Genomic DNA, 21,252 nt, shown 5'->3' on the forward strand with positions numbered 1-21,252 from the left:
TCCTTAGCGGTAATCATTGAACAGGTCCGGGCGCGGCCCGGTGGATTCACGCAGCACGATGCGCGGGGCGACGATGCGCTGCTCCACGCCGCCGCTGCGGGGGGTGGCGATGCGCGAGAGCAGCAGCTGCGCGGCGCTTTCGCCCAGCTCGCGGATCGACTGGCCGACCGTGGTCAACGGCGGGTACACATAGCGGCTGAGCTCGATGTCGTCGAAGCCGACCACCGACAACTCGCCCGGCACGTGGATGTTGCGCTCGGCCGCCGCACGCAACACGCCAAAACCGATCATGTCGTTGCCGGCGAAGATCGCCGTGGGCCGCGGGCCGTCGAGCAGGTGGACCGCGGCGTCGTAGCCACCGGGGCTGCTGAAGTCACTGTGCAGAATGCGATTTTCACCCTCCGCCACGCCCTGCTCGGCCATGGCCCGACGGTAGCCCGCCAGGCGTAACTGGGCAGGCCCTGAGTCGGCCGGCCCGCCGATGCAGGCGATGTCACGGTGGCCCAGGTCCAGCAGGTGCCGGGTGGCGAGGTAGCCACCCTGTTCGTGGTCGATGCGTACCAGGTCGGCGTCGATGCCATCCAGGGCGCGGTCGACGATGACCATCGGCGTGCGCACGCAGGCCAGGCTTTCCAGCAGGTCGCTGTCCTGGCCGACCGAGGCGACGATCAGGCCGTCGATGCGCTTTTCCAGCAACACCCGCAGGTAGCTGCGCTGCTTTTGCGGGTTGTCGTCGGAGTTGCAGAGGATCACGCAATAGCCATTGCGCTCGCAGCCGTCCTCGATACCCCGGGCCAACTCGGCGAAGTACGGGTTGACGCTGTTGGGCACCAGCAGGCCGATGGTGGCGGTGCTGCGGGCCTTGAGCGAACGGGCCACGGCGCTGGGCACGTAGTCGAGCTCGGCGATGGCCGCCTCGACCTTCAGGCGCACATGCTCGCTGACCGGGCGGGTCTTGTTCAGTACATGGGACACGGTGGTATAGGAAATACCTGCCAATGCCGCGACGTCTTTGATGGTTGCCATGGGTTCAGTTCCGCCGGCCTGCGCGCCGGCTCCGGTAAGTGTCGAGCACCACGGCGATCACGATGACCGCCCCGGTGATGATGCGTTTGGTGGGTTCGGAGGCACCGATCTGCGCCAGCCCCGCGGCCAACACAGAGATGATCAGCACACCGAAGAAAGTGCTGATGACCGAGCCGCGCCCGCCCATCAGGCTGGTGCCGCCGATGACCACGGCGGCGATGACCTGCAGCTCCAGGCCAGCGCCGGCATTGGGGTCGGCGGCTTCCAGGCGGGAGATCTGGAACAGCGCGGCCAGGCCCGCGAGCAGCCCCATCAAGGCGAACACCAGCACCTTGTAGGGGCGCGGGTCGATGCCTGCCAGGCGCACGGCCTCCTCATTGGTGCCGATGCCGATCAGGTAGCGGCCGAACACCGTGCGGGTCAGCGCCAACTGGGCGACGACGATGACCAGCAAGGCGATGATGAAGGCTGGCGAAATACCGAAGGCGATGGGGTTGGAGAACCAGGCGAAGGCATCGCCGATGTAGGCGGTGCGCGAGTCGGTGAACTGGTAAGCCAGGCCTCGGGCCATCTCCAGCACGCCCAAGGACACGATGAACGATGGGATGCGCCAGGCCACGGTGATGCCACCGGTGACGCTGCCGGCCAGCGCCGCCACGGCCATGCCCAGCAACGCCGCAGGCAACGGGCTCCAGCCCCAGCCCAGGATCGCCACGCTGACCGCCGAGGCGGCCAGGGCCAACACCGAGCCCACCGACAGGTCGATGCCGCCGATGATCAGCACGAAGGTCATGCCCACCGCCAACACCATGAGGTCCGGGATCTGGTTGGCCAGGGTACTGAAGGTGGCGTAGGACAGGAAATGGCTGCTCAAGAACGAGAACAGCACGATCATCGCCAGCAAGGCGCCAGCCAGGCCCAGGTAAGTACCCAGGCCGAAGTAATTGGCGCTGCGGCGCGCGGGGGCGCGGCCCGGGGTGTCGAGGGGTGTGGTCTTCATGGGTCCATCCTGGGAGCTGCTTCATGCAGCAGTGCGTCACGTTTCTGATAGCCGGCGAAGGCGGCGGCGAGCAGTTGATCCTGGCTCCAGCGCTCGCGGTCGAAGGTGTCGATCAGCCGGCCCGCCGAGAGCACAGCGATGCGATCGCAGATCAGCATCAACTCGCGCAGGTCGCTGGACACCACCACCAAGGCCTTGCCCTGGCGCGCCAGCTCGGCCAGCAGGCCATAGATGTCGAACTTGGCGCCGACATCGATGCCCCGGGTCGGCTCGTCGAACAACAGCACCTGGCAGTTGCGCTCCAGCCAGCGGCCGATCACCACTTTCTGCTGGTTGCCGCCGGAAAGCTCGCCCACGGCCTGGGCCGGGCTGGCGCTGCGGATGCGCATGGCATTGATCTGGCGCAGCGCCTGGGCGCGCTCGGCTTCGGCGTCGAGTATGCCCGCGCGGGACACCGCCCCCAGGTTGCCCAGGGCAATATTGGCGCTGATCGATTGAGTGAGCAGCAGGCCTTCGCCCTTGCGGTCCTCGGTGATCAACGCGATGCCCGCGCGCACCGCCGCCTTGGGCGAATCGAGGGTGACCGGCTGCAAGGGCTGGCCAAGTTCGATCTGCCCGCTGTCGGCGCGGTCGGCGCCGTAGATCAGGCGCAACAGCTCGGTGCGTCCGGCGCCGATCAGGCCGGAAATACCGAAAATCTCCCCTGCCCTGACCTCGAACGACACCTCGCGCACCTTGTCGCCACGGCTGAGCTTGTTGACCTTGAGCAGCGTCTGGCCGATCTCGCGACGACCGAGGTCGATATGCTCGCCCAGCTCGCGACCGACCATGAGGTTGACCAGCTCGGCGCTGCTGTAGCGCTGGATCGGCTCGACGCACACCAACTTGCCATCGCGCAGCACGGCGATGCGCTGGGCCACGCGCTGCAGCTCTTCCAGGCGATGGGAGATATAGACGATGGCCACGCCGCGCTGGCGTAGGCGTTCGATCTGAGTGAACAGCAGCTCCACTTCGCGAGCGGTGAGCATCGCCGTGGGCTCGTCGAAGATCAGCACATGGCAATCGCCAATGAGGTTGCGGGCGATCTCCACCATCTGCTGATGGCCGATGCCCAACTCGCCGACCGGGGTGTCCGGGTCGATGGCATCCAGGCCGACCTGGGCCATGGCGGCGGTAGCCAGTTGGCGCAGGCGTTTCTGACTGATCCAACCGGCGCGGCTGGGCAGGTTGTCGAGGAACAGGTTCTCGGCCACGGTCAGGGTGGGCAGCAGGTTGAGCTCCTGCATCACCATGCGCACGCCCAGGCGCTCGGCCGCGCTGCGACTGCCGGGCGCGTAGGGCTCGCCGCGATAACGCATCTGCCCTGTGGTGGGCGTTTCCAGGCCGCTGATCAGCTTGGACAGCGTGCTCTTGCCCGCGCCGTTCTCGCCGGTGAGCGCCAGCACTTCGCCGGCGCGCAGCTCCAGCGTCACATCGCCGAGCACCGGCTGGGTGTAAGTCTTGCCCAGGCCGCTGACGGCAAGGGTGACCTCATTCGCTTCTTTCATGGCAGACACCCCGCCCCAGGGAACGCAGCGGTCTTGTATTGGCTGTGCTGGCCTCCTCGCGGATGAGCCGGTGCCCACAGACCTTGCGCAGGCCTGGAAAACCCTGCTGTACCTGTGGGTGCGGTCCTACCGGCGAAACCGGCGCCGCGATGCCGCATCATCATTTGGTAACCAGTTCAACCGGGGTCTGGATGACGTTGTCGGCATCCACCGCAGGCTTTTCGCCCTTGAGCATCTGCAAGGCCGCCTGGATGCCGAACACTGCCTGGTCGGCGCCATGCTGCTCGAGGGTGGCAAGCACGCGGCCGTCTTTGAGCATGGGCTTGATGGCGCGGATGTTGTCGTACCCAACCACTTGCACCTGGCCGGTCTTGCCTGCCGCCCGCACCGCCGACACAGCGCCCAGGGCCATGCTGTCGTTGCCGGCCAGCAATGCCTTGAGATCGGGGTATTCGTTGAGCATGGCGGCGGCGACGGCGTTGCCCTTGTCGATCTCCCAGTTGCCCGACTGCACCGAGACCACGTTCATCTGCGCAGCTTCCATGGCGTCCTTGAAGCCTGCGGTGCGCTGCTGGGCGTTGGTGGTGGTCGGCACGCCTTCGATGATACCGACCTGGTCCCCGGCCTTGAGCTTCTGCTGGGCCAGGTAGTCGCCGACCAAACGTGCGCCCTTGCGGTTGTCGGGGCCGACGAAGGGCACGCTCAGGCCTTTGCTCTTGAGCACGTCGGGGTCGAGGCGGTTGTCGATGTTGACCACAGTGATGCCCGCGTCCATGGCCTTCTTGATCACCGGCACCAGGGCTTTGGAGTCGGCCGGAGCGATGACCAGGGCGTTGACGCCGGAGACGATCATCTGCTCGACGATGCGGATCTGGTTGCCAGTATCGGATTCGTCCTTGATGCCATTGGCCACCAAGTCGAAATCATCAGCGTGGGTTTTCTGGTAGGTCTTGGCGCCGTCTTCCATGGTCAGGAAGAACTCGTTGGCCAGGGATTTCATGACCAGGGCGACCTTGGGTTTGTCCTGGGCCTGGGCGGCGGACACGGGGAGCGAGAGGGCAAGCGTGGAGAAGACAGCCAGGGCCAGCAAGCGGCCAGGGAATGGCAATTTCATGAATTTGACTCCGAATCTTGTGTTTTTTATCGGATCGCAAACGTTTGCGTTGCCTAACTATGGAAACAAGACCTGCTTTTGTCAAACCCTTACGCGGTTTTGCCCAGGCCGCGTACGTCGGGATTATCCGGAAAATTTCCGAAAAACCGAACACCTTTTCCTACTCTCATTCGGGATACCGAACGGAACAGGCTGTCATGCAGCCCGAACCAGTCTCACAGGTTTGTCGTAACGCGCCCTGATCACGGCCTCATCCAGCCCTTGCTGGGACCACGGCCCCCGCTGGTACGAAACCTGCCTGCTTTAGGGCGCGACACAGCCAACCGTCTCATTTGGAAGAGAGAAAATAAAAACATGAATGCTGCAGTGAAAACCTTCGCCCCAAGCGCCCTCGCCCTGTTGCTGATCCTGCCGACCGGCCTTAGCGCCAAGGAAGCAGAGCAACAGCAGAAGCTGGCCAACGTGGTCATCCTCGCCACCGGCGGCACCATTGCCGGCGCCGGTGCCAGCGCCGCCAACAGCGCCACCTACCAGGCCGCCAAGCTCGGTGTCGACAAACTCATCGCCGGCGTACCGGAGCTGGCCACCTTGGCCAACGTGCGCGGCGAGCAGGTGATGCAGATCGCCTCCGAGAGCATCAGCAACGACGACCTGCTCAAGCTTGGCAAACGCGTCGCGGAGCTGGCCGACAGCAAGGACGTCGACGGCATCGTCATCACCCACGGCACCGATACCCTCGAAGAAACCGCCTACTTCCTCAACCTGGTGGAGAAGACCGACAAGCCAATCGTGGTCGTCGGCTCCATGCGCCCGGGCACTGCCATGTCCGCCGATGGCATGCTCAACCTGTACAACGCCGTAGCAGTAGCCAGCGACAAGCAGTCCCGCGGTAAAGGGGTGCTGGTGACCATGAACGACGAGATCCAGTCCGGCCGTGACGTGAGCAAGTCGGTCAACATCAAGACCGAAGCGTTCAAGAGCGCCTGGGGCCCGATGGGCATGGTGGTCGAAGGCAAGTCCTACTGGTTCCGCCTGCCGGCCAAGCGCCATACCGTCAACTCGGAGTTCGACATCAAGCAAATCAGCGCCCTGCCCCAGGTGGACATCGCCTATGGCTACGGCAACGTGACCGACACCGCTTACAAGGCGCTGGCGCAAAATGGCGCCAAGGCTCTGATCCACGCCGGCACTGGCAATGGCTCGGTATCGTCGCGGGTGGTGCCAGCCCTGCAAGAGCTGCGCAAGAACGGTGTTCAGATCATTCGTTCGTCCCACGTCAATCAGGGTGGTTTCGTGCTGCGCAACGCCGAACAGCCTGACGACAAGAACGACTGGGTCGTGGCCCATGACCTGAATCCACAGAAGGCGCGGATCCTGGCGATGGTGGCGATGACCAAGACCCAGGACAGCAAGGAGCTGCAGCGGATCTTCTGGGAGTATTGATTCGTTGCCATGACGTCGGGCCGGCGCGTTGTATGAGCCGGCCCCTTCGCGGGTAAACCCGCTCCCACAGGGTCCAGAGCGGACGTGGGAGGAGCGGGCTTACCCGCAACTGCATTCACCCGTGAGTGAACCAATTCCATCCCTGCGGTCATAGACGCTTTCGCCTTACACGCTGTTGCGAAATGCCTTACAGTGAAATACTGTATGCGCATACAGCAAAACAAGGAAAAGCCCCGTGGCCAGTACCTCTGCAGCATCCCCTAGTACCTACGAACAACTGGGTCTGCGCATCCAGAAGATCATCAACAGCCCCATCGCCCAGCGCAGCCGCGCGGCCTTGATCTTCCGCCTGGAGCACGAGTCGCCCGACGACTGGGAAACCCTGCTCGAGGAAATCGCCGAAAACGACAACGTCACCCTCGCCCACCGCGATGACGGCGGCGTGCAGATCTTCTGGACTGTGCCCAAGGAAGACTGACCGCGCATGAGAGTTTCGCTTTTCGCAGGCCTGTGCCTGCTGTTCACCGCTGTCACTGCCCACGCCGACGCCCCACGTACCTTCCAGGAAGCCAAGAAGGTCGCCTGGCGCCTGTATGCACCGCAATCCACCGAGTTCTACTGTGGTTGCAAGTACAAAGGCAACAAAGTGGACCTGGCCTCTTGCGGCTACACCCCGCGCAAGAATGCCCAACGCGCTTCGCGCATCGAATGGGAACACATCGTGCCTGCCTGGCAGATCGGCCATCAGCGCCAATGCTGGCAGAATGGTGGACGCAAGAACTGCTCGCGCCACGATGAGGTGTACAAACGCGCCGAAGCCGACCTGCACAACTTGGTACCGAGCATCGGCGAGGTCAATGGCGACCGCAGCAACTACAGCTTCGGCTGGCTGCCGCAGCAACAGGGTCAGTACGGCAGCTGCCTGACTCAGGTGGACTTCAAGGCCAAGAAAGTGATGCCGCGCCCGTCGATCCGCGGGATGATCGCGCGCACCTACTTCTATATGAGCAAACAGTACAACCTGCGCCTGTCCAAGCAAGACCGGCAGTTGTTCGAGGCCTGGAACAAGACCTATCCACCGCAGACCTGGGAGTTGCAGCGCAACCAACAGGTGGCGTGCGTGATGGGCCATGGCAACGACTTCGTCGGGCCGGTGAACATGCAGGCCTGTGGCTGATCAGTTGAGGGTCTGCAGGTAGGCGCTGGCCTGCTGGTAGCGGCAAAGCCGGGCCAGGTCCGCAGGGCCCGGGCATGGGATACGCGACAGGTCACTGTTGTCGGCCAGGTCCGCCAGCTTGACCTGCCGCGCCAGCGGGTCGCCGCCAAGGCGCACCACGAACGCTTCGTAGCTCTCGCCTTCACGCCGGCTCAACGCCAGCACGGCGGCGAGGATCTTCAGGGGGAAGCCTTCGCGCGCGAGGTCCGACAGGGTCAGCGGGGTGTCCTCCAACACGTCGTGGAGCACCGCGACGATCCGCTGCTCGGGCGTCGAAACCCGCATCATCACCCGCAACGGGTGGAGAATGTAGGCCGCCCCACCCTTGTCGTATTGCCCTTCATGCGCCCTGGCAGCGACGGCAATGGCCCGTTCCAGCGTAGACATGAGGCCTTTCCCCCTCAACCACCTGCTTCCCTGCAAGCATAGCCGCACACGCCCCGGACATGCATTTTTGACGCCCTGGAGCCGCTGTGCGGCCCGTGCCTTAGCGCTGTGCGCCGTGCTGGATGACGATCGAGTCCGTGCCCAGGCGCGCCATGACATCGGCCTTGCGTGCCTCGGCCTCGGCCTTGGTGGGGAATGGCCCCATCAACACCACCGGCTTGCCATTGCGATACTCGACCGAGGACGGGATGCCCTTTTCGATCAGGCGGGCAGTCATGTCGGTCAAGGCGCCCATGTTGGCCCCTTGGATCACTTCCACATCCCAGCCTTCCGGGGCCGGCTGGTCAGCCAGGGCATCGGCGCGGCGTTGCAGCTCGGCACCGCCGCAGACCTCACGGATGCGCAGGTTGTTGCCGGTGTCATCGACGAGGATTTCATACTGGCCATCGTGCTTGATCGCCACATAACTGCGGTACGCCTCGTACTGCCCGGCGTCGTCCTTGCCGCGCACCTGGCCGCAGATCGAGCCCTGGGTGTCGATCCGCACGTTGGCGAACTTGGCCGTCTTGAGGTTGTGCAGTTCGGCCACCTGTTTGTGGACACCCTCGACCTCGTTCTCACAGCCCGCCAGGGCCAGCACTGCCATTACCACTGCCAGTTTGCGCACGCGTCTACCTCCTGATTCGAAGCGGCGGATTCTAGCATGAGCGACACCTTGATCTGACTCAGCAACAGGACATTGACCCGACAAATGCACTGTCGGACAACACTTTGTCCGGCAACTTCGGCAACTGTGCGCTACATATCATTGGAGGGCGCGCGACCTGGCGTTTCCACGACACCGTCACACGAACTCGAAACCAAGGCCACCGCGCACTGCCAATGTCCCAAGGAGAACCTGAATGAACCTGAAGTCGTTCGCTACAACCTTGTGCCTGTCCTCGCTACTGCTCTCCGGTTGCGCGAGCAAATACGTGGAGTCCGATCAGTATTCCGGCTTTCTGAAGGACTACAGCATCCTCAAGGAAGAAAAGTCCCCCTCCGGTGCGCCGGTGATGCGCTGGATCAAGCCTGGCGTCGACGTCAACGCCTTCCGCAGCGTGTACATCGAGCCCAGCCAGCTCTATCCGCGGCCGCAGCCGACCGAGAAGGTTCCGCAGTCCACGCTTCAAGGCATCACCCAGTACTACGACCAGACCTTGAAATCACACTTCTCGAAGGTCCTGCCGCTGGCCACCAGCCCAGGCCCAGGCGTGTTGGTCGTGCGCCCGGCGATCACTGCGGTCAGCGCCTCCACCAAGAGCCTGCGCCCGTATGAAGTGATCCCGATCGCCCTGATCGCCGCGGGTATCAGCACCGCCACCGGCATTCGCGACCAGGACACCAGCATCGCCACCGAGGCGGCCTTCATCGATGGCAGCAACAACCAGGTAGTGGCCGAGGTGGTGCGCAAAGGCGCCGGCACAGAGCTGGAGAACTCATCGCAAGTCATGCAGGCCAAAGATGCCAAGGCCGTGCTCGACGGTTGGGCGCAGGACATGGTCAAGTCGTACCAGGCCCTGAAGAAATGATCCTTGTCGGCGCTGCCCTTCTGCGTGGCGCCCGCTTCGCGGGTGAATCGGTTCGGTGTCCGGTTTACCCGTGAAACCTGCACGACCTCACGGTTTTGTCGCGGGCACGGCTTCGAGCAGCGCGCTCACGGCATCCAGATCACAGGCTTCGGCCAATGCACACATATGGGCCGCCAGCATCTCGAGCTCCTGCGGAAGACCTTGCACCCATTCGAACAGGTCCGTGACCGCCCCCGCCTCGAGCAACACACGTAACTCCCGCAAACGATGCGCCTCCAGGCTGCTCAATTGGTGGATCAGCAGCACCCGGTCGCACGGCACCTCCTCCTCCCTGCCTTCCATGCGATAACCCAGCCCCAGTAGCTGCGCCAGCGTCTGGCGCAATGTCGCCAGATTGACCGGCTTTATCAGCGCAGCGTCGAAGGCGGGGTGCGGTGGGCTGGGCAGATGCTGGCTGTGCTGGGTCGCCGAAATCAACACCACAGGCAGCGCGGGCCAACGCTCGCGCAATGCTCGCAGCAACTGCGCGCCGTTGAGCTTGGGCATCAGGTAATCGGTCAGGACCAACGCTGGCGGCTGGGAAACGGTCGCGGCGAGCCGTGCCAGGCAATCCTCGCCATCCACCGCCGCCTGGACAGCGAACCCGCAAGTGAGCAGTTCATCTACCAACAAATTGCGGATGTCGTCGTTGTCTTCGACCACCCACACCGTGCGCCCCTCCCCCAGGACCGGCGGTACGGCAATCGAGAAATCCAGCCATTGCGGCTCGGTGATCTGGCTCTCGCAAGCGACATTGACCGTCAGGCAAAACCCGATGCGCGTCCCTTCTCCAACGGCGCTGTCGACCTCAACGTTCGCGCCCATCAGCCCCAACCAGTGATCGACGATGGCCAAGCCCAGTCCACTGCCCTCCACTTCGTGGGCGTGGCTGCGAAAGAAAGGCGCAAACAGGTTCGGCAAGTCTTCTTTGGCGATGCCAAGGCCGGTGTCGTGCACGCAAAAATGCAGGTCCACGCAGCTCGCCTTGCCCGGTGTATCCGTCGCACGCACCTTCAGGCCGATCATGCCGTCTCGGGTGAACTTGGCGGCGTTGTCCAGCAGATTGATCAACACCTGGCGCAGGCGCTTGGCATCGACTTCCACAACGGGCGGTACAGCCCCAGACAGGTCGAACGAGAATTTGTTGTTGCGTCGCAGGGCCAGGACTTGCGCCTCCATGACCACCGAGTCCAGCACACCATGGAAGTACACCGGCGCCACGAGCAAGGTTTGTCCCGAGGTGCCTTTGGCGTAATCGATCAGGTCGCTGACCAGCGCCAGCATGTGGTTGGCGCTCTTGAAGATCACCCCCGCCTTTCGTGTGATCGCACCCCCTTCGGCTTGCAACAGTTGCGCGTAGCCGATGATCGAGGTCAGCGGCGAGCGCAGATCGTGGCTGACCCGACCGAGAAATTCGATTTTTGCCTGGCTGGCGTTGTTGGCTTCGACCACGGCGGCCTGAAGCGCCCGTGTACGCTGGGCCACGGCCTTTTCCAAGCGGTGCTTTTGCTGGCGTTCGCTCTCGAGCAGCTCCTGCTCGATCTGCTTGCGCCTGACCTGCTGCTCGAGGGCGAACAAGCCAATGATGCCGACAATGATGCCTAACCGGATGAGCATGGCCGAGATGTTGAACAGCCCGTCATAGTTGATGGCAAAGGTGTAGTTGAAGGTGAACCACAGGCTTTCCAGCCAGCTGAGCAGGAACAGCACCAACAGCACCTGGCGATAGGGGTTGCCGCGCAAGGCGACGCGCGATAACGAGAAAGGCCATGCCAGCAGCACGGTCAGGCTCAGGTAGGCGCTGAGCGTGCGCAGCGTATTGTTATCCCACAATGCCTGGCTCAGGACCAACGCCCCTATGAGCACCACGCTCGGCCAATAGAAGTACCGCCACGCCCGGCGCTGGCGAAGGTCGAGCAATAGCAGCGCCGAGGTCAGGAAGCTGAACAGCGCGATCTGCCAGAACGTCGTGCGCAGGGCCAGCCCCATGGATTGCAATCCATCGAACAGCTGAAAAGTCAGGTAGCCTTCCTGTTCGGCCTGCATGGCGAAGGTTGCCAGCAGCCACAGAGCAAGTGTCATGAAGGCCAGCTTCAGCCGCAGTAGCAGGATCGCCACCAGCGCCAGCACACACCCGAACAGCACGGCATGCTGCAACTGCTCGAGGCGGTCCTGGGCCTGCACGGCGTCCGCCTCCCATAACCTGAGTGACAGCGTGGGCCTGTGTTCGCTTTGCACCCGAATCAACAGATCGCTCGGCGTTGCGCCGACGAAAGTGATGGGCAGCAGATTCCGCTGACTGTGAATCGTCCGCGCCTCGATGGGCAGCGAAGGGCCGGTGCGCTGATGGTCGATCACTTCGCCGGTACGGGCATCGAGTTGGTAGAGATCGATGTCTCCGACTCGCCAGGGCGCAACTTCCAGCCAGCGCTCGGTGACCGGCAAGTCCGGTGCCTGGACCTTGAGCCTCAGCCAGAGCGCGGAATGACGACGCGGCGCGCTCAGAAGCGCTTTGCTGGCTGGACGCCAGCGTGCCTGTTGCAGGGCCTGCTGCGCTTCGAGGGCCTGTCCGGGGGGCTCTTCGAAGACTTGGGCACTACCAGTGAGCGCTTGGAACGGGGCGTGGAAACTGCGCTGATCGAACACCGCCACCGAGCCGAAGGCCAGCAACAACAGCAAGGCCCCGAAAAAGACCGTGCATGCGCTACGAGCGTCAGTCGACATCGCCCGACTCCAAGTTGCCGCGCGACTGGCGAAACTGATTGGGCGAGAGCCCGTAACGGTCGCGAAACGCCGTCGAGAAGCTGGCGCCGCTAGTGAATCCCACCTCCAGGGCGATCGCCTGGGAGGCAAGGCCGGTGTTGGACAGCAGGCGGCACGCCTCCTTCATGCGTTCCTCTCGCAGGAATTCGAACACCGTCACCCCGGCGCACTGGCGGAAGGCTTCGTTCAGGCGTTTGCTGTTGGTGCCCACCTGCGCGGCCAGCTCGTGCAGGTCAGGGGTCGTGCTCAACGCATTCACCAACACGTTGCGCGCGGTCTGGAACAGTATGTTGTCGAGGTTGCGCACTGGTGCGGCCTGATGCTCATTCACCGAAGCGTTGTCCAGTTTGCGTCGAAGATGAATCACCAGCCGCAGACGGATCTCTTCCAGCCTGAAGGGTTTGACGATGTAGTCGACCGCGCCGCACAGCAGGCCTTGCACCCGCTGGTCAGGCATGCCCGCGCCTGTCAGGAAGATCACGGGGATCTGCCGGGTCAATGCCGAGGCCTGCATCATTCGACAACAGGTCAGGCCATCGCAAACCGGCATCAGCACATCCATCAACACGATGTCCGGATTGATCAGCTGAACCTTCTTGAATGCATCCTGGCCGTTGCGTGCCAGATACACGCGGCAACCTTGCTGCTGCAGGTAGTCGGCGAGCAGCATCCGCTCATTGTCGACATCATCGACGACCAGGATACGCTGCCCTTGGAGAACGTCTGGCGCAAGATTTAGCGTCTCGATGAAACTCCCTCCTCTACCGGCCGATTACAGAGCCGGCCCGCACCATCACGCAGGCCTGTACAGCCGTTTTATCGCATGCCACTTTTGCGCGCTTCAACTGCGGATACTTCGCGAGCGCGTCTGCGCCAACAAAAATTTCCCGCCGGCGAAAGACGCGGCCCTCCGGGCAAAAGCCACGCCCACCCAATGGCTTGATAATCCACGGTACACCGTGCTCGAAGTGCGACGTCCTCTTGACCGTGGAGCCTCTCCCCATGAATTTACGATCCCTCGCCATCGGAAGCCGCTGCGCGCTTATTTTCTCGCTCATCGCCTTGTTGACGCTGGCGATCGGCGTGACTGCCATCCTGCAAACCCGATCCATGAACGCCTCGGCCGAACAAGTCCGCCAGCACTGGCTGCCCGGTGTGATGGCCACCGGCGATATCAGCAACCATCTGGGGCGGATACGTTCGCTGGCCCTGCGCAATTTCATCGAGCAAGACGTTGAAGACGTGCGCAGGATCGAATCGCTCAAGGGCGATGTTTCCAGCGCGTTGGCCGAATACGAGAAAACCCTCCACAGCGAAGAAGACCGTGCCCTCTTCACCGCCTTCAGCCGCGAATACGCAAACTACCTGACGATACTGGACAAGGTCCTCGCAGCCCAGGGCGACAAGGCGGCGACCATGAACACCATCAAGCATGAGCTGTCCCCTCAGGCCGACAGCATGATGGCCGCCCTCAATGCCCTGCGAATCTTCAACTCCGACAGCGCCGACCGCGCAGCCGAAGCCAGCGAAAAGGCTTACTACGAGGCGTTCTTCGCCATCGTCGTAGCCTTGGTGGTCATCCTGCTCGTGATGCTGCTCTGCTCGTTCTTGCTGACCCGTAGCATCGTGCGCCCGCTGGCGGATGCCATTGCGGTCGCCCAGCGGATTGCCGGCAACGACCTGACCCAAGAGCTCCGTATCAAGGAGCGCGACGAGCCGGGCCAATTGCTGGCATCGCTCAAGCACATGCAGGACAGCCTGCGCCAGACCTTGCAGCACATCGCTCAATCCTCCGACCAGCTCGCCTCCGCGGCCGAAGAGCTGCACGCGGTGACCGAAGATACCAACCGTGGATTGCACCAGCAGAGCGCGGAGATCGAACAGGCCGCAACCGCTGTCAACGAAATGACCGCAGCCGTCGAGGAAGTGGCCAGCAATGCAGTCAATACTGCTCAGGCCTCCGAGGACGCCGACAGCACCACGCGCCAGGGCCGCGAGAAAGTCGAACAGGCACTGGGTTCGCTCCAGCAACTGGTGGGCGATGTCAGCACGACCTCTGGGCAGATCGCCGAGCTGGCGCACCGCGCCAACGAGATCAACCGCGTGCTCGAGGTGATCGGTGAGATCGCCGAGCAGACCAATCTACTGGCCTTGAACGCCGCGATCGAGGCGGCGCGGGCAGGCGAAGCCGGGCGTGGCTTCGCGGTGGTAGCCGACGAAGTACGCGCCCTCGCCCATCGCACCCAGCAGTCCACCGGCGAGATCGAACAGATGATCAGCGGCATCCGCTCCGGCACTGCGCATGCGGTCGATGCCATGCGCGCAAGTGAAAGCCGCGCCAACAGTACGCTGGAAATCGCCCAGGCGGCGGGCCACGCCCTGACGGTTATCTCCCAGTCCATGTCCACCATCAACGACCGCAACCTGGTGATCGCCAGCGCCTCAGAAGAGCAGGCTCAGGTCGCCCGGGAAGTCGATCGCAACCTGGTCAATATCCGTGACCTGTCGATGCAGACCTCCGCGGGCGCAAACCAGACCAGCGCGGCCAGCCAGGCGTTGTCCCAGCTTGCAATCGAACTCAACGGCTTGGTGGCGAACTTCAAGATCTGACCACGGAAGGGTTTGCGACGATGAACGACATTCAATCACCGGAATTTGCCTTGTGGTCGTCAAGGCACGTGCACTTGAAGGGGTTCACCGAATCCGAGTACGACGAGGCCATCCTGGAGGCCCAGTTGCTCCGGCAGAGGGGGTTGGTGACCGAGCAGGAGTGGATTCAAATGGTGAAGACGGCAAACCTTCTCCTGGCCCGGGCCACATCCTGAACGTGCTCTGGGTCACGGCTCACGGCGGTGGAATCAAATCCAACGTGCGCTCCACTTCCTCGATGTCGATCCTGAAACCGTCGCCATCGGGGGTACCGACCACATAAGCGAAGTGCTGGTTGTCTCGGTCGGTGTGGTACTTGTAGTAGCTGACGAAGCGATTGGGCGGTTGCAGGGCGAGCAAAGCACCACCCGGTTGCAGGACATTGACCCCATGCACCAGCTGGCTGCCCTCGACACCGATCACCACCTGCGCCCCGGCGCAGGCCGCAACGATGGACGGCACGTCGCTTTTCAGCGGATCGACCACGTGAAAACCACGGGTTCGACGCAGGTGCTCGGCCAACTCCAGTTCGTTGCGCAGCAAGCGCAGGTCGCCGTCGCCACCGCGCAGCAAGAACACGCCGGGGTGAGACTGATAGTTCACCCGCGACAGCAGCTTGTCGCCCATGGCGCGAAAACGCAGATACTTGTTGCGGTTGTTACAGAAGTCATCGAACAGCACCAGTTCATGGAAGTAGGCGCCACTCAGGCGCCTTGGCTTCATGCCGAGCCAGTCTTCGTAGGGCGGCGCCTGGGTGTAGATGGGAAACCGCGCCGACGGCCCGACAGTGACCGGCACACCTTCCTCGGCGGCCAGGGGATAGGTCACGCAGTCTTCGACCATCCAGTTGCCGAACCAGGTATTGCCGTTGACCGAACAGTAGATTGCCCCGCGGTCGATCTCATGCTCCACGACCACAGGCGGGAATGCCCTGGGCCGTTGGGAAAGCCAGAAACTGGCCCGCCCCTTGTACAGCACTCCGTCGATCAACCAGACGTCCTTGAGCAGATAGCCCCGGGTCGGGCCCTGCACCACTTCGCCCAACCCTGCCATGGTGCGGGCCGGGTGCTCATATGGATAGAAGCGTTTTTCCTCCCAGCCGGTGACGCGCTCCAGCTGGCCGGGCAGCGCAATGGCTGGCGGAGAGAACGACAGGCAACCTGGGGCGATGTCCCAGCTTTTTTCCGCGATGCTTTTCAGGCTGATATCGACATGACGAGCCAGCCGTTTTCGCGCGATGTATTTATACGCGGCCAATGTCCAGTGCCGACGATGATGGGAATCCAATTGACTGAACGCCGACACCTCACTTTCCATGAACAGTCCTCCCCACTGAGCGGGACCCGTCAGGAACGGCAAACCCATAAAGGATGTAGCCACCCTTTATGAACCTGACAAATAGGCCGGAATATCAACGCGAAACGTCAATGCACCCTTTAACTCATTGATATGAAAGCCACGCTTCATTGAAACAGCGCCCCTCATATCCAGTAACAAGTAAAGGTGCCAACAAATGACTTTGCAAGCGCTCTACCTCGGGTATTTGCCAATTATTTTATGGCGTCAAATTAATCACCCGACTTAAATAGTTTGCACTTGCAATGAACATTCAGACTCCGCTTCGCGCCGTCAGTCGATATGAGGATGCTGTTGCGCCAAACGTGCGCGCTGGGCTTGAAGCTCGGCAATCTTCGCGTCGATGTCTTCGATCTTCTGCTCCAGCGTGTCGTGGTGTTCCTGCAGCAGCTCGCGCGCTTCTTCGATGTCCGAGGCAGCGGGGGCAGCGCCGTGCAGGGGCTTGTTGGCCGTCTCCTTCATCGACACGCCCGTGGCCAATCCCACCAATGCGATCACCATCAGGTAGTAGGCCGGCATGTACAGGTTTTCGGTGCTCTCCACCAGCCAGGCGGCGATGGTTGGGGTCAGCCCGGCGATCAGCACCGAAATGTTGAAGGCGCTGGCCAAAGCGCTGTAGCGGATATGGGTGGGGAACATCGCCGGCAAGGTAGAAGCCATCACCCCGATGAAGAAATTGAGCAGCACGGCCAGGATCAGCAAACCGGCGAAGATCACCCCGAGCACGCCGCTGTTGATCAGCATGAACGCCGGAATGGCAAGCACCAACAGCCCCACGCTGCCACCGATGATGAAGGGCCGGCGGCCGACCTTGTCGCTCAACAGGCCAATGATCGGCTGCACGAACAACATGCCGACCATGATCGCGATGATGATCAGCACCCCATGGTCTTCGCTGTAGTGCAGGTTATGGGACAGGTAGCTGGGCATGTAGGTGAGCAGCATGTAGTAGGTGACGTTGGTGGCGATGACCACACCCACGCAGGTCACCAGGCTGCGCCAGTGCTGGGTGGCGACCTCCTTGAACGACACCTTCGGGCCTGAAGCCAGGCCCTCGCGATCGCCCTGCTCCAGCTTGTCGACATGCTGCTGGAAAGCTGGCGTCTCTTCGAGGGCGTGGCGCAGGTAGAGGCCGATCAGGCCCAGCGGCAAGGCCAGGAAGAACGGCAAGCGCCAGCCCCACTCCAGAAACGCCGCCTCGCCCAGTGCAGTGGAGATGAGCACCACCAGGCCCGCGCCCAGCACGAACCCTGCGATCGAACCGAAGTCCAGCCAACTGCCGAGAAAGCCCCGCTTGCGGTCCGGTGCGTATTCGGCCACGAAAATCGACGCCCCGGTGTATTCGCCGCCCACCGAGAACCCTTGGGCCATCTTGGCCAGCAGCAACAGGATCGGCGCCCAGATGCCGATCGAGGCATAGGACGGGATCAGCCCGATGGCGAACGTACTCAAGGACATGATCACGATGGTCGCCGCCAGCACCTTCTGACGCCCATAGCGGTCACCCAACGCGCCGAAGAACAGCCCACCCAGCGGGCGGATCAGGAATGGCACCGAGAACGTGGCCAGTGCCGCGATCATCTGCACCCCGGGGCTTGCGTTAGGAAAGAACACCTTGCCCAGTGCATAGGCAACGAACCCATAGACACCGAAGTCGAACCACTCCATGGCATTGCCCAGCGCCGCGGCGGTGATCGCCTTGCGCATCTTGGCGTCGTCGACGATGGTGATGTCCTGCAAGCCGATCGGCTTGACGGTCTTTTTCCGTGATTTCATGGTCGCTCCCTGTCGCGGATGCACGTTCTATGGCATCAGATACAGCGGAACGTAAAAAAATTCACCGTCAGGCTGTGCAGTCCCCGTGGGGCAGGTTTACCGGCGAATGCCGTTGATGAAACCACTGTCGCATTGGCGGGTAAATTCGCTTCCGCAAAGGGCAGTTTGCGCCCCCTGCAGACCGCAGCACCGGCTTCGTCACGGGCCATCCTGGTTACAGGCATATCGCCAGAGTCTGGCTATGCTTGCTAGGCGCGTGCGCAGCGCACGCCTAACCGGAATCGACGACATGGAAAGAAGCCCGATGAAACTCACCCGCTCCCTCGCCCTTGCTTCGCTGACCTGCGCCGCCAGTTTCACCGTCGTTGCGGCCCCGCTGCCGCTGGGCAGTGAAGCCCTGGAAAGCCACGTCTCCACCCATGTACTGGCGGTGAATGCGCCGAACTACCAGGTCACCGTCGAAGGCCCCAACCAGAAACCTGTGACCTTCCAGCTCACCGAGAAAGCCAAGGCCTTGCCCAACCTCAAGGTGGGGGACAACGTGGACATCTACGTGACCCGGGCGGTCGCCTACGAACTCAATACCGAGGTCGGTGGTGCGCCGAAGATGAGCGAGGAGTCCGGCACCATCCGCGCCACCAAGGACAACCCCAACCCCGGCGGCGAGGCGTTCCGCCAGGTCAAGGTCACTTCCAAGATCAGCAAGATCGACCTGAAGAACCATGAAGTGACCCTGCTGCCGCCGGAAGGCAAGGTGCAGGTGGTCAAGGTCGAGAACCCTGATCTACAAGCGCGCATGAAGAACCTCAAGGTCGGCCAGACGGTCGATGCCATCTACACCGAGGTGCTGCGCGTCGAGACCTCACGCTGAAGGTGTGGCGGTGTTGCAGCCCATCGTAGGCTTTGCCCCACAGGTCCAAGCGCGACGTGGTACCTGTGGGCCTTCATTCGGCGCTCGGCCATTGCGCCTGCAAGAACGCCATCAACGCCCCCGCCGCCGGTGACAGGCTGCGCCCCTTGCGGGTGAGCATGCCGATCTGGCGCTCCACCTTGGGCGCGGCCAAGGGCAGGAAGGCGAGTTTTTCGTTTTCCAGCGGAAACGCCAGGTACGGCAGGGTACTGATCCCTACCCCTTCTTCCAACATCGCGATCAACGAAATCATGTTGGAGACGAACAACCGCCTGTGCTCCAGCAAACACGCTGCATCCGTGCCTTCCAGTAGCCGCGAGGTGCCGTTGCCGATCATCGGCAGGCCCTGCAGCTGCGACCAATGCAAGGCCCCGCCCACTTGCACCAGTGGATGATCGGCCCGGCACACCACGCCCACCTGGTCATGGGCGATCGGCATGAACTCGATCTGCTCGTCCTCCATCCACAGGCTACTGATCCCGAAGTCCACCTGCCCCTTGGTCAACAGTTGCTGGACACTTTCGGCCGTGCCGTCCTGGATGCTGACTTGCACGTTCGGGTGCTCGGCCACGAAACGCGCCAACGGCCCTGGCAGCAAACGGCTGGCCACCGAGGGCACGGTGGCGATGCTGACCTGGCCAATCTCGTGCCGGGCCAGCAAGGTGGCCTCGCGGGCGATGCGGTCGTGGTGTTCGATCAAGCCGCGAAACAGCGGCAGGCAATGCTCGCCGAACGGCGTGAGCTCCACGCGGCCACCGCCCTTCTCGACCAGGGCCTGGCCCAGTTTCTGCTCCAGCTCCCGCACCGCCAGGGAAATGGCCGGTTGGGTGCGAAACGCCTGGCGTGCGGCGGCGTGGAAGCTCTTGAGTTCGGCGACCAGCACGAAATAGCGCAGTTGGGCAATCTTCAGTTCGGGCAGCATGGTTAGCGATCCTTATCAAAGCATTTTTTTTATTAATTTTTATTTGCTGCATATTGCTCGCAAGATGAGAGCCAGGCAAACGGAGGCTTTCATCCATGACGTACAAGAACTACATCGATGGCCAGTGGTGCGAAGGCCAGGCCACCCTGGCGAATCACAGCCCCTCGGATACTCGCGACCTGATCGGCGAGTACCACCAGGCCAGCGCCGAACAGGCCCGCCAGGCGATCCAGGCTGCCCGCGCCGCACAACCCCTGTGGGCCGCCTCGGGCCTTGAGGCCCGCCAGCAGGTGCTGATGGCCATCGGCGACGAGCTGATCGCCCGCAAGGAAGAACTCGGCGAGCTGCTCTCGCGTGAAGAAGGCAAGCCGCTGGCCGAAGGCATCGGCGAGGTCAACCGCAGCGGCCAGTTCTTCCACTACTACGCCGCCGAAGTGCTGCGCCAGATGGGCGAGACCGCCGCCTCCGTGCGTCCAGGGATCGACATCGAAGTGCACCGCGAGCCAGTGGGCGTGGTAGGCATCATCACCCCGTGGAACTTCCCCATGGCCACGGCGGCCTGGAAGATCGCCCCGGCCCTGGCCTTCGGCAATGCCGTGGTGTTCAAACCGGCCAATCTGGTGCCGGCCAGCGCCTGGGCCTTGACCGAGATCATCAGCCGCCAAGGCCTGCCCGCCGGCACCTTCAACCTGGTCATGGGCAGCGGCGCCAGCGTCGGCGAAACCCTGGTCAACTCGGCCGACATCGACGCCCTGACCTTCACTGGATCCCTGGAAACCGGCCGCCGCGTCGCCGTTGCCACCGCCGGCAACCTGGTGCGCTGCCAGCTGGAGATGGGCAGCAAGAACGCTCTGGTGGTGATGGACGACGCCGACCTGGACCTGGCGGTGGAATGCGCGCTCAACGGGGCGTTCTTCGGCACCGGGCAGAAGTGCACGGCGTCTTCGCGCTTGATCGTCTGCGAGGCAATCCACGACCGTTTTGTCGAGGCCCTGCGCCTGCGCATGCGCCAGCTCAAGGTCGGCCATGCCCTGCAAGCCGGGGTGCAGATCGGCCCGGTCGCCGATGCGCGCCAGCTGGAGCAGAACCTGGAGTACCTGCACCTGGCCCAGGCCGAAGGCGCCACCTTGATCGAAGGCGGCGAACGCCTGCAGCTGGACACCGACGGCTATTACATGCGCCCGGCGCTGTTCATCGACAGCCGCAACGACATGCGCATCAACCGCGAAGAGGTCTTTGGCCCCATCGCCTGCGTAATCCGCGTGCGCGACTTCGAAGAGGCCCTAGCCACGCTCAACGACACCCAATACGGCCTCACCGCCGGCATCATCACCCAGTCCCTGCGCCACGCCAGTGAGTTCAAGCGCCGCGCCCAGACCGGCTGCGTGATGGTCAACCTGCCCACCGCCGGCACCGACTACCACGTGCCGTTCGGCGGTCGCAAAGCGTCGAGCTTCGGCCCGCGCGAACAGGGCCAGTACGCCCGCGACTTCTACACCGTGGTCAAGACCACCTACCTGCGGCCCTGAAGGA

Annotated in this window: 19 protein-coding genes; 8 read left to right on the forward strand and 11 right to left on the reverse strand. The window is 62.9% G+C overall.

All coding sequences use genetic code 11. The annotated features are described in order from the left end of the window. Positions 1-3: 3 nt before the first annotated feature. The 4 genes from R6G97_RS17765 to R6G97_RS17780 form a co-directional block, all read right to left on the reverse strand. Positions 4-1,026 carry a LacI family DNA-binding transcriptional regulator gene (locus tag R6G97_RS17765; RefSeq protein ID WP_043214798.1) on the reverse strand — a complete coding sequence of 341 codons (1,023 nt, stop codon included), beginning with the start codon at positions 1,024-1,026 and terminating at the stop codon, positions 4-6. Positions 1,027-1,030: 4 nt separating this feature from the next. Continuing rightward, positions 1,031-2,026: an ABC transporter permease gene (locus R6G97_RS17770; RefSeq protein ID WP_090345617.1), complete on the reverse strand. Its 996-nt coding sequence runs from the start codon at positions 2,024-2,026 to the stop codon at positions 1,031-1,033. After that, entirely contained in the window at positions 2,023-3,573 is a 1,551-nt protein-coding gene (locus R6G97_RS17775) for a sugar ABC transporter ATP-binding protein (protein WP_043214804.1), read from the reverse strand. Before R6G97_RS17775 ends, R6G97_RS17770 begins: the two co-directional genes overlap by 4 nt. Before the next feature lie 160 nt (positions 3,574-3,733). Beyond that, a complete protein-coding gene (locus R6G97_RS17780; protein ID WP_090345613.1) occupies positions 3,734-4,687 on the reverse strand; it encodes a sugar ABC transporter substrate-binding protein in 954 nt (317 codons plus the stop codon). 354 nt (positions 4,688-5,041) lie between these two features. Here R6G97_RS17780 and R6G97_RS17785 point away from each other — a divergent pair, with 354 nt between their 5' ends. The 3 genes from R6G97_RS17785 (at position 5,042) to R6G97_RS17795 (ending at position 7,307) form a co-directional block, all read left to right on the forward strand. Next, positions 5,042-6,130, forward strand: coding sequence for an asparaginase (locus tag R6G97_RS17785; RefSeq protein ID WP_043214809.1), 1,089 nt, complete (start codon positions 5,042-5,044; stop codon positions 6,128-6,130). A 235-nt stretch (positions 6,131-6,365) separates the two neighbouring features. Then, positions 6,366-6,608, forward strand: coding sequence for a DUF1654 domain-containing protein (locus R6G97_RS17790; protein ID WP_043214811.1), 243 nt, complete (start codon positions 6,366-6,368; stop codon positions 6,606-6,608). A 6-nt stretch (positions 6,609-6,614) separates the two neighbouring features. Next, on the forward strand, positions 6,615-7,307 hold the full coding sequence (locus tag R6G97_RS17795; protein ID WP_070571888.1) for an endonuclease: 693 nt from the start codon (positions 6,615-6,617) through the stop codon (positions 7,305-7,307). On the opposite strand, the gene R6G97_RS17800 is transcribed toward R6G97_RS17795, so the two are convergent. Beyond that, positions 7,308-7,733, reverse strand: coding sequence for a GTP pyrophosphokinase (locus tag R6G97_RS17800; RefSeq protein ID WP_043214816.1), 426 nt, complete (start codon positions 7,731-7,733; stop codon positions 7,308-7,310). A 100-nt stretch (positions 7,734-7,833) separates the two neighbouring features. Continuing rightward, positions 7,834-8,400 (reverse strand): SPOR domain-containing protein, encoded by a 567-nt coding sequence (locus R6G97_RS17805; protein WP_317847300.1) that lies wholly within the window; start codon positions 8,398-8,400, stop codon positions 7,834-7,836. A gap of 235 nt (positions 8,401-8,635) precedes the next feature. Between R6G97_RS17805 and R6G97_RS17810 the strand changes: the two genes are divergently transcribed. Continuing rightward, complete coding sequence (locus R6G97_RS17810; RefSeq protein WP_070571886.1) at positions 8,636-9,304, forward strand: DUF3313 domain-containing protein; 669 nt, start codon at positions 8,636-8,638, stop codon at positions 9,302-9,304. An 87-nt stretch (positions 9,305-9,391) separates the two neighbouring features. On the opposite strand, the gene R6G97_RS17815 is transcribed toward R6G97_RS17810, so the two are convergent. Together R6G97_RS17815 and R6G97_RS17820 are read right to left on the reverse strand one after the other, a co-directional pair. Beyond that, the gene (locus tag R6G97_RS17815) at positions 9,392-12,067 is read right to left on the reverse strand and encodes a hybrid sensor histidine kinase/response regulator (RefSeq protein ID WP_182818517.1); all 2,676 of its coding nucleotides are present in this window, start codon (positions 12,065-12,067) and stop codon (positions 9,392-9,394) included. Further along, positions 12,057-12,854, reverse strand: coding sequence for a response regulator transcription factor (locus tag R6G97_RS17820; protein WP_317848165.1), 798 nt, complete (start codon positions 12,852-12,854; stop codon positions 12,057-12,059). The genes R6G97_RS17815 and R6G97_RS17820 overlap by 11 nt, the downstream gene beginning before the upstream one ends. 254 nt (positions 12,855-13,108) lie before the next feature. Between R6G97_RS17820 and R6G97_RS17825 the strand changes: the two genes are divergently transcribed. Further along, positions 13,109-14,716 (forward strand): methyl-accepting chemotaxis protein, encoded by a 1,608-nt coding sequence (locus tag R6G97_RS17825; RefSeq protein ID WP_090345605.1) that lies wholly within the window; start codon positions 13,109-13,111, stop codon positions 14,714-14,716. 20 nt (positions 14,717-14,736) lie between these two features. Then, complete coding sequence (locus tag R6G97_RS17830) at positions 14,737-14,931, forward strand: hypothetical protein (RefSeq protein WP_090345603.1); 195 nt, start codon at positions 14,737-14,739, stop codon at positions 14,929-14,931. Between the two features lie 19 nt (positions 14,932-14,950). On the opposite strand, the gene R6G97_RS17835 is transcribed toward R6G97_RS17830, so the two are convergent. Both R6G97_RS17835 and proP read right to left on the reverse strand, forming a co-directional pair. Beyond that, complete coding sequence (locus R6G97_RS17835; RefSeq protein ID WP_090345601.1) at positions 14,951-16,072, reverse strand: glycosyltransferase 61 family protein; 1,122 nt, start codon at positions 16,070-16,072, stop codon at positions 14,951-14,953. 312 nt (positions 16,073-16,384) lie between these two features. Then, the gene (proP, locus tag R6G97_RS17840) at positions 16,385-17,887 is read right to left on the reverse strand and encodes a glycine betaine/L-proline transporter ProP (protein WP_043214829.1); all 1,503 of its coding nucleotides are present in this window, start codon (positions 17,885-17,887) and stop codon (positions 16,385-16,387) included. Between the two features lie 304 nt (positions 17,888-18,191). Here proP and R6G97_RS17845 point away from each other — a divergent pair, with 304 nt between their 5' ends. Continuing rightward, positions 18,192-18,758: a hypothetical protein gene (locus R6G97_RS17845; protein ID WP_317847301.1), complete on the forward strand. Its 567-nt coding sequence runs from the start codon at positions 18,192-18,194 to the stop codon at positions 18,756-18,758. 73 nt (positions 18,759-18,831) lie between these two features. Here the strand turns inward: R6G97_RS17845 and R6G97_RS17850 are convergent, their stop codons facing one another. Continuing rightward, on the reverse strand, positions 18,832-19,719 hold the full coding sequence (locus R6G97_RS17850; protein ID WP_182941167.1) for a LysR family transcriptional regulator: 888 nt from the start codon (positions 19,717-19,719) through the stop codon (positions 18,832-18,834). 95 nt (positions 19,720-19,814) lie between these two features. Between R6G97_RS17850 and R6G97_RS17855 the strand changes: the two genes are divergently transcribed. Beyond that, complete coding sequence (locus tag R6G97_RS17855; RefSeq protein ID WP_102081978.1) at positions 19,815-21,248, forward strand: aldehyde dehydrogenase family protein; 1,434 nt, start codon at positions 19,815-19,817, stop codon at positions 21,246-21,248. Positions 21,249-21,252 lie beyond the last annotated feature (4 nt).

Source organism: Pseudomonas sp. HTZ2, from assembly GCF_033173945.1.
Taxonomy (GTDB): Bacteria; Pseudomonadota; Gammaproteobacteria; order Pseudomonadales; family Pseudomonadaceae; genus Aquipseudomonas; species Aquipseudomonas guariconensis.

Bases quoted from the DNA above. Each gene is read 5' to 3' on its own strand.
- R6G97_RS17845 (WP_317847301.1), top strand. From the start codon at position 18,192: ATGAAACTCACCCGCTCCCTCGCCCTTGCTTCGCTGACCTGCGCCGCC.
- R6G97_RS17795 (WP_070571888.1), top strand. From the start codon at position 6,615: ATGAGAGTTTCGCTTTTCGCAGGCCTGTGCCTGCTGTTCACCGCTGTC.
- R6G97_RS17770 (WP_090345617.1), bottom strand. From the start codon at position 2,026: ATGAAGACCACACCCCTCGACACCCCGGGCCGCGCCCCCGCGCGCCGC.
- R6G97_RS17765 (WP_043214798.1), bottom strand. From the start codon at position 1,026: ATGGCAACCATCAAAGACGTCGCGGCATTGGCAGGTATTTCCTATACC.
- R6G97_RS17800 (WP_043214816.1), bottom strand. From the start codon at position 7,733: ATGTCTACGCTGGAACGGGCCATTGCCGTCGCTGCCAGGGCGCATGAA.
- R6G97_RS17830 (WP_090345603.1), top strand. From the start codon at position 14,737: ATGAACGACATTCAATCACCGGAATTTGCCTTGTGGTCGTCAAGGCAC.
- R6G97_RS17785 (WP_043214809.1), top strand. From the start codon at position 5,042: ATGAATGCTGCAGTGAAAACCTTCGCCCCAAGCGCCCTCGCCCTGTTG.
- R6G97_RS17835 (WP_090345601.1), bottom strand. From the start codon at position 16,072: ATGGAAAGTGAGGTGTCGGCGTTCAGTCAATTGGATTCCCATCATCGT.
- R6G97_RS17825 (WP_090345605.1), top strand. From the start codon at position 13,109: ATGAATTTACGATCCCTCGCCATCGGAAGCCGCTGCGCGCTTATTTTC.
- R6G97_RS17855 (WP_102081978.1), top strand. From the start codon at position 19,815: ATGACGTACAAGAACTACATCGATGGCCAGTGGTGCGAAGGCCAGGCC.
- proP (WP_043214829.1), bottom strand. From the start codon at position 17,887: ATGAAATCACGGAAAAAGACCGTCAAGCCGATCGGCTTGCAGGACATC.
- R6G97_RS17810 (WP_070571886.1), top strand. From the start codon at position 8,636: ATGAACCTGAAGTCGTTCGCTACAACCTTGTGCCTGTCCTCGCTACTG.
- R6G97_RS17780 (WP_090345613.1), bottom strand. From the start codon at position 4,687: ATGAAATTGCCATTCCCTGGCCGCTTGCTGGCCCTGGCTGTCTTCTCC.
- R6G97_RS17850 (WP_182941167.1), bottom strand. From the start codon at position 19,719: ATGCTGCCCGAACTGAAGATTGCCCAACTGCGCTATTTCGTGCTGGTC.
- R6G97_RS17775 (WP_043214804.1), bottom strand. From the start codon at position 3,573: ATGAAAGAAGCGAATGAGGTCACCCTTGCCGTCAGCGGCCTGGGCAAG.
- R6G97_RS17815 (WP_182818517.1), bottom strand. From the start codon at position 12,067: ATGTCGACTGACGCTCGTAGCGCATGCACGGTCTTTTTCGGGGCCTTG.